At 41.9% G+C, this 15207-nt stretch carries 8 protein-coding genes and 2 pseudogenes; 5 read left to right on the forward strand and 5 right to left on the reverse strand.

What is annotated here, in order from left to right:
• Window positions 1–516 precede the first annotated feature (516 nt).
• Window positions 517–666: a hypothetical protein gene (locus tag NH454_RS21260; protein ID WP_167330986.1), complete on the reverse strand. Its 150-nt coding sequence runs from the start codon at window positions 664–666 to the stop codon at window positions 517–519.
• Between the two features lie 259 nt (window positions 667–925).
• Here NH454_RS21260 and hsdR point away from each other — a divergent pair, with 259 nt between their 5' ends.
• The 5 genes from hsdR to NH454_RS21285 all read left to right on the forward strand — a co-directional run bounded on the left by hsdR (window position 926) and on the right by NH454_RS21285 (window position 12463).
• Window positions 926–4450 (forward strand): type I restriction-modification system endonuclease, encoded by a 3525-nt coding sequence (hsdR, locus tag NH454_RS21265; protein WP_235374239.1) that lies wholly within the window; start codon window positions 926–928, stop codon window positions 4448–4450.
• Between the two features lie 115 nt (window positions 4451–4565).
• On the forward strand, window positions 4566–5645 hold the full coding sequence (locus tag NH454_RS21270; protein ID WP_063529394.1) for a Fic family protein: 1080 nt from the start codon (window positions 4566–4568) through the stop codon (window positions 5643–5645).
• A 27-nt stretch (window positions 5646–5672) separates the two neighbouring features.
• A complete protein-coding gene (locus NH454_RS21275) occupies window positions 5673–7340 on the forward strand; it encodes an N-6 DNA methylase (protein ID WP_063529395.1) in 1668 nt (555 codons plus the stop codon).
• A 2-nt stretch (window positions 7341–7342) separates the two neighbouring features.
• Window positions 7343–8740, forward strand: a complete 1398-nt coding sequence (locus tag NH454_RS21280; RefSeq protein ID WP_138558438.1) for a restriction endonuclease subunit S — start codon at window positions 7343–7345, stop codon at window positions 8738–8740.
• Window positions 8741–8770: 30 nt separating this feature from the next.
• On the forward strand, window positions 8771–12463 hold the full coding sequence (locus tag NH454_RS21285; protein WP_063528021.1) for a reverse transcriptase domain-containing protein: 3693 nt from the start codon (window positions 8771–8773) through the stop codon (window positions 12461–12463).
• A gap of 291 nt (window positions 12464–12754) precedes the next feature.
• On the opposite strand, the pseudogene NH454_RS21290 reads toward NH454_RS21285, so the two are convergent.
• The 4 genes and pseudogenes from NH454_RS21290 to NH454_RS21305 form a co-directional block, all read right to left on the reverse strand.
• Window positions 12755–14257, reverse strand: a pseudogene (locus NH454_RS21290) (IS66 family transposase).
• Between the two features lie 82 nt (window positions 14258–14339).
• A complete protein-coding gene (tnpB, locus tag NH454_RS21295; protein ID WP_063528020.1) occupies window positions 14340–14690 on the reverse strand; it encodes an IS66 family insertion sequence element accessory protein TnpB in 351 nt (116 codons plus the stop codon).
• Window positions 14687–15001: a hypothetical protein gene (locus NH454_RS21300; protein WP_055022322.1), complete on the reverse strand. Its 315-nt coding sequence runs from the start codon at window positions 14999–15001 to the stop codon at window positions 14687–14689. Before NH454_RS21300 ends, tnpB begins: the two co-directional genes overlap by 4 nt.
• A gap of 77 nt (window positions 15002–15078) precedes the next feature.
• Window positions 15079–15207, reverse strand: a pseudogene (locus NH454_RS21305) (IS630 family transposase); the annotation flags it as partial.

Consider the following 15207-nt stretch of genomic DNA (forward strand, 5'->3'; position numbering starts at 1 on the left):
GATCAACTGCTTGTAACTCATGGTAAATGCTTCTGTTTGTTTGGCGACGATAGAGTACCACCAACAGGCAGTTGATCTCTTCTCACCGTTTAACCATGAGTGGTGCACTTATTATCTGAATTCGGGCTTACCTTCTTTTCTAAAGTTAGAAAGGTTTGTAAGTGCAATTTGCGAGAAATTATGTGATTTAGATTCTTCAGCATTACTTGTGTACTTCAGGATTAGTCGAGGGATAGACACAAAAATACAAGTATGTTTTGAACAAACTGAAAGCGAAAAACTTATTCCTATTTTCAATGAGATTATTGGGCAATACCCTGCTTACTTTAAGTACTATTCAGAACGCGAGAATTCGGCCATCTAACTTCAAAATTAGACGGCCTTAGCTTTTGCAATTAATCGTCTAAGCGCTCTTCCCAGTCTTCAGGGCGCTCATCTTCACCTCGGCTTTGCCAATAAGCGTCATGCTCAGGGTTTAGCTGCTGTGAACGGTTGTCATCATCATGTTGGGCCATTTTATTTTTTCCCTTGTTGGTTTTTGTTTGCGGCTCTAGCTGCGCGAGCAGCAAAACCATTAGAATCAACGCCGCCACCATTTTGCTTAGCTTCATTTCTTTGAATACGGGCCAAAGCATCGGTAGTCATTGGAGTTTCTTTCTTCGTCATTATATTTCTCCTAAATAGGTTTATTGTTAGGTGCTCCTAACAACAGAGAGAATAATGCCAAACAAAATTGGCGCTGTGGTGGGGGGGAAAGAGTGTAAATTTAATTTTCTCTATGTATTTTTGTAAAACACACTAATCATAAGAAAGTTGAAAATCCGTCTATTAGTGATAATGTATTCAATATTCAGGCAACAGGGCTTGTGAACCTTTATATCTCATATACTTGGCTTGTTGTTTATCATTTAAATGGAGTTTATGAATGTCTGCGTCTAATGGAAATTTTGGGTTTTTAGCTGAACATGATCCATTATTCACTGAGCTTGCTTTATCCGCTGAGCGCTCTTTCGCCAGTGATCCAAATACCACATTAATAAAACTACGTCAGCTAGGCGAAGCATTAGCACAACATATTGCTGCATTGGCTGGTATTGAGTTTGATGAACAAACAACACAAGCTGACCTTTTATACAAAATTAATCGTGAATTACAATTAGAAAATGTTGTACGAGAGTTATTCCGCACTCTTAGGGTTGAAGGTAATAAAGCAACCCACCAATTTAAAACAAAGCATAAAGAAGCAATTAACGGCTTAGTAGTTGCCCGTAAATTAGCAATTTGGTTTCACCAGTCATTTGGTAAAGCTGGCCCAAAGTTTAAGCCTGGGCCATTTATTGCGCCTTCAGATCCGAGTGAACAGTTACGTAAACTTCAAAGTGAAATTGCTAACTTAAAGACTGACCTACAAAAAGCAAATCTTGATTTAAATTCAAGCCACCAGCTGAATGAGTTAATCGCCAAAGAAAAGCATGAATATGAGCAGTTAGCGTATGAAATGGACGAAGAGTCTAAATTTTTAGCGCAACAAGCGGCCTCTCATGAACAAGCATTGCAGCAACAACAAAAAGAGTACGAAGCCAAAATAAAGGCACTGCAAATACAGCTAGCTTCACAAGATGAAAAGTCAAAAGCTAACCAACGTGAAAAGCTAAACAATAACACTCAAGCAGCAACTAAACATATCGTACTCGACGAAGCGTTAACTCGTATTTTAATAGATCAGCAATTAACAGAAGCAGGTTGGCAGGCTGATAGTGAAGAGCTTACTTATAAAAACGGCATTCGTCCTGAAAAAGGTAAAAATATCGCAATTGCTGAGTGGCCAACACAACACAATGGCGAACGCGGCAGAGCTGATTACGTATTATTTGCAGGTTTAACACCCATAGCCGTGGTTGAAGCAAAGAAAGAAAATACCAATGTTGCAGGTAAAATTCGTCAAGCTGAGCGATACAGCAAAGGGCTAACAGTCAATCCCCCGCTACTACCCGCTTGGGAATTGCAAGGTTTGACCATAGCATGGCCAGATGAGGCCGAAGACCATTATAAAGTCCCGTTTGTGTATTCTTGTAACGGTCGCCCTCATGTAAAACAACTCGCTGAACAATCTGGTATTTGGTTTCGTGATGTACGGGAGTGCTCAAATACAAAACGAGATTTAAGTAAATTCCACACGCCAACAGGTCTACTCGATACTCTCAAGCGCAGCAAAAGCGAAGCACAAAAAAAATTAGATAAAGAGCCATTTGGCTACTTAAAGCTTAGGGAATACCAAAAAAATGCAATTAGTGCCGTTGAGCATGCACTTGCAAATAACGAACGGCGAGCATTACTTGCAATGGCTACGGGTACTGGTAAAACCCGCACAATCATCGGTTTAATGTACCGTTTTTTAAAAGCAGAACGCTTTAAACGCATTTTATTTTTAGTTGATAGAACCGCACTAGGCCAACAAGCGCTCGATGCCTTTAACGAAGCACCACTAGAGCAAAATCATACTCTTTCAAAGATTTATAATGTCGCAGAACTTGGTGATATGGGTGCAGAGGCTGAAACGCGCGTACAAGTTGCTACCGTGCAAGCAATGGTTAAACGCATATTTATGAGTGATAACCCTCCTCCGCTCGATCAATTTGACTGTATCATTATCGACGAAGCACACCGAGGTTACACACTTGATCAAGAAATGACAGAGGGCGAACTTGCTACACGGGACGCTAGCCAATATTTATCTAGTTACCGACGCGTACTCGATTACTTCGATGCTGTGAAAATAGCGCTCACAGCAACCCCAGCCAAGCACACCAGTGAAATTTTTGGCAAACCTGTGTACACCTATTCTTACCGTGAGGCTGTTGCTGAAGATTGGCTTATCGATCATGAATCACCTATCCGTTATGAGACCTTACTAAGCCAAAATGGCATTCACTTTGATAAAGGTGATAAAGTCCAATCAATTAATACTCATACGGGGGAAATTGAATCTGCAGACCTGGATGATGAGCTTGATTTCGAGATTAATGCATTCAACCGCAAGGTTATTAACGAGAACTTCAACAAAGTCATTTGCGAACAACTTGTTCAAGAACTCGATCCCTTTGGTGATGAAAAAACCATTATATTTTGTGCCCCCTCACAAAACGGCCTTCATGCCGATATGATGAAGCGATTACTTGATGATGCATTTAAAGACCTATATAACGGTGAGTATAACCAAGCGGCTGTAGAAGTTATTAAAGGAGACTCTGATAAAGTCGACCAGAGAATTAGACTGTTTAAGAACGAACGCTACCCTAACATTGCAATAACCGTAGACTTGCTCACTACAGGTATTGACGTGCCTAAAGTCTGTAATCTTGTTTTCATGCGCCGAGTAAAATCACGCATTTTATACGAGCAAATGATCGGCCGTGCTACTCGCCGCTGTGATGAAATAGGTAAAACCGTATTCCGTATCTACGACCCTGTCGATATTTATTCAGCTTTGGCTGAAGTAAACACCATGAAGCCTTTGGTTAAAGACCCTAATATAACTCTAGAACTGTTGGTGGATGAAATCACTAATCCAGAGCTGTTAGAACAAGCTCTAAATACACCTGGCGACTCACCACAAGAAAGTCACGCCGACGTTGTACTCAGTCAGTTAAGCCAAAAAGTCATGCGGGTTTTACGTAAGGCAGAAAAAAAGGCAGAAGCAAAGCCTGAACTTAAACAAAAACTGAACGAGCTTGAAAGCTTATGGGGAGTAGAGCCTAAAAACCTTCATACCCATTTACACCAACTAGGGCCAAAACAAGCTGCAAACTTTATCACCGAACATAGTGGTTTAATCCACCAGCTTGCACAGGTCAATACTTTATTGGGCAGTGAACACCAGCCCGTTATCTCTGAACATCATGATGAAATACGTGAAAGAACACAAAGCTGGGGCACACACAAAAAACCAGAGGATTACCTAGAGAGCTTTAATCAATTCGTTAAAGAGCAGTTAAACCAAAACATAGCCCTTGCGACTGTGGTAAGTAAACCACGCGACCTTTCTCGTGAGCAATTAACTGAAGTAAAACTATTACTTGATGGTGCAGGCTTCTCAGAGGCGAATTTACAAAGCGCGGTACGTAATCAAACCAATCAAGATATAGCAGCAAGTATTGTTGGACACATTCGGCGTGCTGCCTTAGGTGAACCTCTTATCCCCTTTGAACAACGTGTTGCTCAAGCAATGTTACGTATATACCAAGCACATTCATGGACACCTAATCAGCGCAAATGGTTAGAGCGCCTTGCCAAACAACTTGTGCATGAAGTTATCGTCGACAGAGAGTTTGTTAATAACCGCTTTGATCAGCACGGTGGCGCGAAGCAATTTGACAAGGTGCTTAATAATCAATTAGATACTGTACTTGGTGAAATAAGTGAAGCTATTTGGCCTATTAAGAGCGCATAAAGTAACGTATATAAATAAATGGAATTACTATACATGTTATATAGGTTATGTATAATTTTATGAAAAATTTATACATAACAACGCTGACATGTATAAAAAAGGATAAAAGCTATCTATGTCGACCACTATAGAACCGTTACCGCTTGCGAATATTGAACAGTGGGAAACCCGCGCTGTTTTAAAAAAAACCGCCACTGCCCATCGCCATTTAGCTGAGTTAAAAGGCGTTGCAGCCAGCATACCTAATGAAGCCATATTGATTAACACACTCGCCCTACAAGAAGCAAAAGACAGCTCTGAGGTGGAAAACATCGTAACAACACACGATGAGCTCTATAAAGCGAACCTGTTTGAAGAAGCGGTCACTAACCCCGCAACTAAAGAAGTACAAGATTATGCCGTTGCTTTAAAGCAAGGGTTCGAAACAGCGCGTAAAAGCAAACTTATTCGTCTTGATGACATACTCGCAATACAAAAAAACCTAGAACATAACGATGCAGGTTTACGAAAGCTCCCTGGTACTGACCTAAAAAACGCACGCACTGGTGAAGTGGTTTACACGCCACCACAGCACGCTGATGAAATTACAAAGCTAATGGATAACCTTGTGCAGTTTATCAACAACGATGAACTATGCGATGCCGACCCTCTGGTAAAAATGGCTATTATTCATCACCAATTTGAAAGTATTCATCCCTTTTACGATGGCAACGGCCGTACAGGGCGTATTTTAAATATTTTATATTTGGTCACCAAAGATTTACTAAACTTGCCTGTACTTTACCTGAGCCGATTTGTAATTCAGAACAAAGCCGATTACTACGCTAACCTACAAGCAGTGCGCGATACCGGCAACTGGGAGCCGTGGTTAGAGTTCATGCTTGATGGTGTCATTGATACCGCGCAAAACACTATTTCACTTATCACCGCCATGAAACACCTTATGGCAGAAGCAAAGCACGGCATTAGAGCGCAGCTTCCTAAAATTTATAGCCAAGATTTACTCAACAACCTATTTAACCACCCCTACACCAAAATAGACTTTATTGTTGAAGAGCTCGGTGTCACTCGTATTACCGCCACCAAGTATTTGGAACAACTGGTGGAACACGGCTTTTTAACTAAACAAAAAGTAGGCCGTGCTAATTACTACATTAACGAGCCTTTGTGCGCCCTACTGGTTGCCCACGGCTAACACCCTATTACTAATTTTGAGAACATCATGACCAATAACGACATTGTACAAAAGCTTTGGAACTTATGTGACATATTACGTGACGACGGCATTAACTACAGCGACTATGTAACAGAACTGGTACTGCTTCTTTTTATTAAAATGGTTCACGAAAACACCGAAGCAGGCGTGTTAAAAAAACACCCGCTGCCAGAGGGCTGCCGTTGGCAAGACATTAACGAAAAATCAGGTATCAACTTACTTAATGATTACAAAGCCATTTTGTTCGCGCTTTCAACGGGTAAACGCCTTGAAGCAGACCCAGAAAACCCAGGTCAAACTAAAGAGGTTCAGGTACACGAAGACCCATTGATCAGCGCTATTTATGCCGATGCACAAACCCGCCTGCGTGAGCCGCGCCATTTAGAGCAAATGATTAAAACCCTAGATCAAATTGACTGGTTTAGTGCGCAAAAAGACGGCCTTGGTGACTTATATGAAGGTTTATTAGAGAAAAACGCCAGCGAGACTAAATCTGGCGCGGGACAGTACTTTACACCACGTGCGCTCATAAACTCAATGGTACGTTGCATCAAGCCCCAAACAGGCGAAGTAATCCAAGACCCCGCAGCAGGCACCGCAGGATTCTTGGTGACAGCCGATCAATACATGCGCGAGCAAACCGACGACTATTTCGATTTAAGCCCCAAAGACGCCGAATACCAAAAGAATAAAGCCTTTGTAGGCATTGAGCTTGTACCCAACACCCGCCGCTTAGCACTGATGAATTGTTTACTCCATGGTATGGAAGGCGACGACGAAGGCGTGGTGCATTTAGGCAATGCACTTGGTGATGCAGGTAAAGCACTTGAAAGCGCAGACATCATTTTAGCCAACCCGCCATTTGGTACTAGTAAAGGCGGTGAAGCCAGCAATACTCGTGACGATTTAACGCACAAAACAGGCAACAAACAACTGGCATTTTTACAGCATATTTACCGCAACCTCAAACCTGGCGGCCGTGCTGCCGTAGTGCTGCCTGATAACGTATTGTTTGAAGCGGGTGTTGGCACCGAGGTGCGCCGCGACCTAATGCACAAGTGTAACCTACACACCATATTGCGTTTACCAACAGGTATTTTTTATGCTCAAGGCGTAAAAACCAACGTACTGTTTTTTACCAAAGGTTCAGCCACCGACAAACACCAAGAAGAAAACTGCACCGACAACGTCTGGGTGTATGACTTACGTACCAATATGCCGAGCTTTGGTAAACGTACCCCCTTTGGTAACTCCGATATTGGTTTTACACAACAAGATTTTGGTAAAGACCCACACCTCGGGGCATTTGAAAAAGCATTTGATCCTGTTGATCGTGATTTATCGCGACAACCAGATATAGCCACTATACTTGCAGCCCGAACCCAAGGCGAATACAGCTTTGGTGCAGAAGAAATCGCCGTAGATAAAGAAGCTACCGCAGAAAATAAAGGCGTTGACAATAAACTCGCACATAGCCGCTGGCGCTGTTTTACCCGCCAGTGGATTAGTGACACCAAAGGCGACTCACTGGACATCAGTTGGCTAAAAGACAAAAACAGTGTTGATGCTGCCGACTTACCAGTACCAGAGGTATTAGCACAAGAAGCAAAAGACGGATTGACCAGTGCGCTGCTGGAGTTGGATGAGTTATTGGCTGAGTTGGGTGAGGTATAAGAATGTTCGGTCAATCTATTCCAGCTAGTTGGTCAATGACGACAATAGAGACAGTTGCTGACGTCAAAGGTGGAAAACGTCTTCCAAAAGGGAAAAAGCTTCTTGACGAACCAACTGACCATCCATATATCAGAGTTACTGATTTTGAAAATGCTTCTGTAAATACGCAGAGCCTTAAGTATTTAGATGATGAAACTTATGATGCTATAAAAAATTATACGATTTCTGACAAGGACTTATATATAAGTATTGCGGGAACGATAGGTCTAGTTGGAACAATCCCCAAGCACTTAAGTGGGGCTAATTTAACAGAAAATGCAGCTAAAATAGCCGAAGTTACAGGAGTACTAAATCCATATTTGAGCTTTGTGCTTAATAGCAATGGAGCTATTGAACAGTTCAAAGACAAAGCTACATCAAGTGGTCAGCCCAAACTGGCATTGTTCAGAATCAAGGATTGTAGTTTCCCACTACCCCCAATCGCCGAGCAGAAAGTCATTGCTGAAAAGCTGGATAAGTTATTAGCGAAAGTCGATAGCATTAAAGCGCGTCTCGACGCCGTCCCCAACACCCTAAAACGCTTCCGCCAATCCGTCCTCGCCGCCGCCGTCAGCGGTCAATTGACCGAAGAGTGGCGCTTAAAAAATGGCATACATTGGGAGGAGTTAACCTTAGGAAAGCTAGCCGAAGTTAAAGGTGGAAAACGTTTACCCAAAGGAGAACAACTGATCGAAGATAATACAGGATTTCCCTATATCCGAGCCGGCCAATTGAAACAGGGTACTGTAATCAAAACAGATGACGCCAGATCTAAACAGTTGTATATAACTAAAGAAGTTCAGGCTCAGATTAGTAGATACACGGTAAGTGAAAACGATTTATACATAACAATAGTCGGGGCTTCTATAGGGGACGCCGGAGTAATACCTTCTGAAAGTAATGGAGCAAATTTAACTGAGAATGCAGCGAAGTTAACCGATTTTAAGAAGCCTATTGTAAGCAAGTTCTTGGCATACTGGCTGAGGTCACAACCTTTGCAAGATTTAATTCGTTTAGAAATTAAATCTGGAGCTCAAGGTAAATTAGCATTAAAAAGGATTAAAGAATTACCTGCGCCATACACAAATATTAAAGAACAAACCGAAATCGTCCGTCGTGTCGAGCAGCTATTCGCCTATGCCGATAAAGTCGAAGCTGAAGTAAACGCCGCCCAAGAGCGCGTCAACAAACTCACTCAATCAATCTTAGCAAAAGCATTCCGTGGTGAACTTACTGCCAAATGGCGCGAGAAAAACCCTGAGCTTATCAGCGGCGACAACTCCGCAGAGGCCTTGTTAGCAAAGATCAAAGCCGAGCGCGAACAGCTAAAACCTAAGAAAAAAGCAAGAGTTAAAAAGTAAACCCTATTGATTGCAGAATAAGGACATACCATGAAATTAATAAATGAAAAATATAGAGCACTTTCGCCAACCGTCGATTATTTAACTGATGACGTTGTTATTGCTCAAGCATGGAAGAAAACTCATGCCTATATACGTTCTTTTAACTGGTATGCCGATACCTTATCACTTGATATTTCTGCATTAACAATTGAAGAAAATGCACCGAAGTGGGCAGCGAGCCTAAAGAAACAAGAACCTCTGACTGAACTAGAACTTGTTCCTGCAGCAAAAAGCGACGCATGGCACTTTAGTAGCGATGGCTGGACAAGGAAAAATGAAAACTCTGACAACGTGCCTCTCCGCCCTCTCGCACATATCAGCATACGCGATCAAACATGGGCTACGGCAGCTATGCTATGTCTTGCAGATGCCGTAGAGACACATCAAGGTAGATGTGACTTAAACTTTATTGAAGCCCGTAAGGCGGGGGTATTCAGTTATGGTAACCGCCTACTTTGTGATTGGCGTGAAAATGGTAAAGCGTGGTTCCGTTGGGGAAATAGTGAAACCTACCGAAAATTTTTTACCGATTACCAAAACTTTTTAACCCGCCCTTTAGAGCTAGGACGAGACGTAGTAACAACAAAAGGCATGAACGAAGATGTATATGTTGTTAATTTGGACATTTCTCAATTCTTTAACTCAATTGATAATCTTGAACTAGTCAAGCGACTCAAAAAAATCGTACAGCAACAAGATGCGAATACCGATGGAGAGTTTTGGACCAAGTTTGAGGCTCTTACCTCATGGAAGTGGACCAGTAATAGCCAAAATTTAGCAAAGAGTAGTGGGCTTAAAAAAGATGCATTAAAGCTTGGTTTACCTCAAGGTCTTGTTGCATCTGGCTTTTTCGCCAATGCTTACCTGTGTGAATTCGACAATGTATTAGGTAGCAAAATCTTCAATGAGATATCGCAGCAAAAAGGCATTGTACTGCACGACTATTGTCGGTATGTAGATGACCTAAGACTTGTTATCTCTGCTGAAAGTCTTGAGCCAGAAGTTATTAAAGAGGCTATTAGCTTATTTGTAAATCAACTATTAGAAGAGCATGCTGGTAATTCGATTAAAGTTAACGAATCTAAGACAAAGCTAACATTGCTCCAAGATTTGGATAATGAGGGTAGTATGTCTAACCGTGTCCAGGCTATCCAGTCGGAGCTAAGCGGACCGGTAGATCGAGACTCGATTGAATCAGTAACGGCTGTGCTGGAGAATTTACTTGGTATAAATGACAATGCTTTACCTGAACTGGCAGCTGACTCCCCTGACTCTGATTTACTTCAATTAGTTAACTTTGATCATGATGTACGGGCTGATACTTTAAAACGCTTTGCAGCGAACCGTTTGGAGTCCATAGCGAGAAGCAAACGAAGAATGTCGAGCTTTGAAGGGGCTTCTTTTCTTAGAGAGGAAGCTGAAAATGAACTTCTAGCTAAAAAGTTAATTTTAGCTTGGATGAATGACCCTTCTTTAGGTTTAGTTCTCCGCAAAGCAATGGAAATTTGCCCCGACGCAGATCTCTTCGAACCAATTCTGAGCGCTATTTTCGAGCGAAGCAGTTTTAATGACACTTTAAATAAAAATAAAATTGCAAGGAGTGTGATGGACTATCTTCTTGCTGATATATTTAGATCTGCAAGCGACTTTAATGGATACTTTCAACGGGTGGATTACCCGGAGTTAATAAAACCACGACGTTTAATTGAACTGATATCGCGCTTCGCTCAAAAAGTATTAGCGAAAAAAACAAAACGCCTACTGAACACTAAAGCTTTTATAACAAGACAAGCACTTATGTTGCTTGCTGTGGTTAACAAACCTTCACCTTTTACAAGCAAAAATACATTGCTCCTAATGCACCTAGAGTTACACAAGGTCTTGGCTAATAACCTTCCCTCATACCAACCACAAAAGTGTGCATTATTTGAGGTTGCGAGCCAGATTACTGACAGTCCAGAAACCTACGCTTCACTTTACTTGGACTTTATTCGACAGCACAAAGCATCTATCGAAAATAACTTAACTTTGTACGCAAAGCGAGGGGGCCCTTTCTGGTTAGCTCTTTGGAAACAATTAAAAAAGCAAGGAGAGAAACCATTACTCAATACTTTAAAGTGGGCAGAGCCAAATAATCAAGCTGAGTTGAGGTCTATGACACAGAAGCTCTCAAGGGTTATATCATCCGAATATAACGGGTTCCAAGTAGAGCATGCACTTTTAAAGCTTGCTTTAAAGCTAATTGAGCAAGTTCAAAAAGATACCCATTTAATGGAAATGCCACCCAGCTCCATAGCTGTAAAGCTGACAAGCGGCAGTACATGGAAATACCTATGGCAAGCCCAATTTGACAAGTTAGAATTGAAAATCCCTTTAAGTGATCCTCGATTCAAGCTCCCAAGCTGGATTGTGAATGAACCAGGATCGTATACAGACCACCAAAAAATATACTGGATTGGCTGTATATTGCGTGCTGCAGTCTTGGGAGGAGCTGACTGTACAGGAACTCGGTGGAAAAAATCAAACACAGTAACTTACTCAGGCCTAAGAAGCAGTTGGTATAAAAGAAGGATGGGAATGCTTCATTCACCCGAGGCATTGATTGGAGAATATGCAACTGTTAGCCAATGGACTAGCGAGTTATTAATGCACTGCTTACAATGGCCTGGTTTTGAGTCTAGTTATATCAGAAATCAGGTAATTGCTAATATTGAAAACTTAAACGACTTGAAACACTGTATACAAAATCGGCTCAAGCAATTAGAAGAGCTTGTTTGTCAAACTTCAAACCTACCAACGATCCCGAGTGAAATCTATCGTCCTGAGCAAACAAGGAACACATTCCGAATTGTAACTGTCCAGCAGCTCCAACCAACTTCTGAGCTATTTAAGTTACATGGTGCAAGACTAGAGTCGAAAGAAGCGAGGGCTATTCATCGCGAACATTTAGCGGCAATTTGTAAGCTAACACTGCGTACACTTGAGGCAAAAGTAAAAGCTGAGGAATCTCCAAGTAAACCATACTGCGATTTAATTGTTTTCCCTGAAGTATCTGTACACCCTGATGATGAAGATCTACTCAAAAGACTCGCAGATAAAACCAATGCAATTATATTTGCAGGGTATGTGTTTCAAGATAAAGATGACAAGTTAGTTAACCTAGCTAGATGGTTAATTCCTACATACAAAGATGGTAGTAGACAGTGGGTTATTCGTGACCAGGGTAAAGAACATATGACTAAACTTGAAAATAAGATGGGAGTGACTCCACACCGTCCTTGCCAACATATTTTTGAAGTGCATGGTCATGGTGAAGCAACGTTTAAAATGACCGGAGCGATTTGCTACGATGCTACAGATATCAAGCTAACTGCCGATCTAAGAGATAAAACAGACCTTTTTATAGTCGCAGCCTACAATACTGACGTTAAGACTTTTGATAATATGGCCGCTGCGCTTCAATGGCATATGTATCAACATGTAGTCATTTGCAATATTGGCGAATTCGGCGGTTCAACGATTCAAGCTCCTTACAAACAACAGCATGAGAAAGTTATATCTCATGTTCATGGAGCAGGACAAATATCGATAAACATGGCGGATATAGATCCACATGCTTTTACCAGAGTGACAAAAACATACAAAGAAACAAAAGCTCCACCTGCAGGCTTTAATCGATAACGATTAAAGCGGTAGATAAAAGCTATAGAGCAAGATGGTTACCACAGTGGTTACCAGGATAAAAAATACGACCAAAAAACCCAGTAAACAACTGTATTTAATGCAATTAAAAACCACAGTACACATTCAAATTCAGAATAGCAAATAATGAAAACGGATACATGTTTCAGGTTTTAAAATAGTGAGAGCACAAGCTGATGCTCTAGAAATGCCTGCTGCTTACTTGTTTTTTATTAAGGAAACGTTTGCCCATTCGATACTATAATTTCGTATCCGTCCGGTGATCACCGCCTAGCCTTTAAAATTCCACGGTAATAGACTATCGATATCAGGTGTTGATTGGCACAGCTCATCTAAACACGCGGTGATGTAATCGTATGGCGCTAAGCCGTTGGCTTTGGCTGTTTCGATGATGCTGTAAAGTATCGCGCTTGCGTTAGCACCTGTCGCTGTTTGGCTAAACAGCCAGTTCTTACGGCCTATCACAAACGGTTTGATGGCTCTTTCTGCACGGTTGTTGTCGATACTCAGTCGCCCATCATTAATGTACTCAATGAGTTTCGGCCACTGGTTTGCCATGTAATTGGCGGCATCAATGAGTTTACTATTACCAACAAGGTTTGGCTGATGTTTTCAAGCCACTGTTTGAGTTTATCGAGTATCGGTTTACTCTGTGCTTGTCGAGTCTGGTAACTCTCATCCGCTGATTTATCTTTCAACCGTGACTCTATCCCATACAGCTTTTGTATTAAGCTGAGCACCACATCGGCTTTGCCTGTCTTATTTTTCCCTTGCAGCTTTTTCGCTTCAATGAATTTCCGACGTGCGTGCGCCCAGCACCCCACAAGACTGGCCTGTGTCTTTTCATAAGCTTAATAACCATCAACATGTAAGTACCCTTGATAGCCATCAAGATAATCCATCACGCAGGCGGCTGCGCGACTAGTGTGGTAGTCGTAAAGCACGATGTTAGGGATGGGGCTGTCGGGTTTAGGTGAGTCAGCACCTGAGCAGTACACCCACATGTAACTATTCACTTTATCTGATTTCACCACATTGACCGTGGTTTCATCAGCGTTAAGGAGTGGTTGCTTGAGTAATTCTTCATTTAACCGTTTAACCAGCGGGGTAAACAGCGCTGCTGACTTAATCACCCAATCGCTCATGGTTTTGCGGCTCAGCTCAATGCCGTATTGCTTAAACATGCTCTCTTGGCGATGAAGCGGTAAACCATATTGATATTTACTGGTGATGAGTTGGCTAAGTAAGCTCGCGGTGGCAACGCCTTTGTTAATGGGCATGGCGGGCATAGGCTGTTGCTTTATCGTTGACCCAGTGCCTGATTTTTCACACTCACGACAGGCGTATTTAGGGCGAATATGTTCAATCACTTTGACGTGTGCTGGAATGAACTCAAGCTTTTCAGCAGTATCTTCACCGATTTTTATGTAACTCACCACCGCAACATGCACAGCTTTTATCTGCTATGTCGTGGATAACTTGTTCACGGGGTAAGTCTTTTGGCAGTGGCTTGCGTTTAGGCTTGTTGCGGGTGTAGCTAATTCCTTGCTGCTCAGGCTCAGCTTTCTCAGCAATCTCTTCAACTTCATTAAATAATTCACCTTGCCCTACAAAGCCTTCAGCACTTTTGCCGAATTGCTTTTGTTGGGCTAAACGGAATTGCTCATATAAATAGGCGATTTTAGCATCTTTCTGTATAGATACTTCGCGCTCATATTTAAGCTGTTTTTCAAGCTCAGCAATGCGTTGTTGTAAGGTAAATACATCGTTCATGCCGTTTATTTTACGGCTTTTATGCACAATGAATAGGGTTAATAACTTAAACCTTGATGATCATATCAATTGATCTAAGTAATTAAGTCACTGTGTGCTGACTGACGTTGATTTCTTCATGGCCAATAACGTCATACCCTGATAATAGCCAATGTAATTGTTGCTCATTCAGTGTCATGGTGTCACGTTTAAGCTTAGGCCATTTAAACCTGTGCTTATCAAGTCGCTTGTACCACAATGCAAAGCCTGTCTTATCCCAATAGAGAAGCTTTAACTTGTCGCGCTTTTTATTACAAAACACAAACAGCGCGCCCGATAGCACGGGTAATTCAAGCTCACATTCCACCAACGCCGCAAGGCCATTGATGGATTTACGAAAGTCCACATGCTCAGCACATAAGTACATCTCGGGCGGATTAACAAACATATTCATGCTGATAGACCTTTAATAATTGAGACGATAGCATCACAGTTAAGTGTTGTGGGTAATGTCAGTTGGCCAGTGCGCGTATTAAAGTTAATCGTTGGTTGCTCAGTGATACTGACGTGTGTGCGTTGGGCTTGTTGCTCAACTCGGACAAATTGAGGTGATGCACCTGAAGATTTCACCTGTTGCATGCTTTTATATTTATAAAACGAGCTGATAGATACTTGATGGTGTTTGCAAAACGCTTCATTCGTTCCAGTAAATGATGAGCGAAGCGCTAGGATTTCTAGCCAACGTTTAGGGATGGGTGAATTCATAATGACCTCCAATAAAAAGTTGAAGGTATTTTCAAATACAAAAAATGGTGTTGCTAGGTGGGGTTGGCCGGACGCTTACGGATATACAGCGTCGGTGCCGCACGACGCCAGACGATGCCGACTTGTGGCAACCACCGCCTGAGAGTTGAGCTATGAATAACGATACGGTAAAGCTTATGCAGTAGCAGTGCGAATAATTCACTACT

This window comes from Pseudoalteromonas sp. Ps84H-4, from assembly GCF_024124645.1.
In the GTDB taxonomy this organism is placed as follows: Bacteria; Pseudomonadota; Gammaproteobacteria; order Enterobacterales; family Alteromonadaceae; genus Pseudoalteromonas; species Pseudoalteromonas lipolytica_C.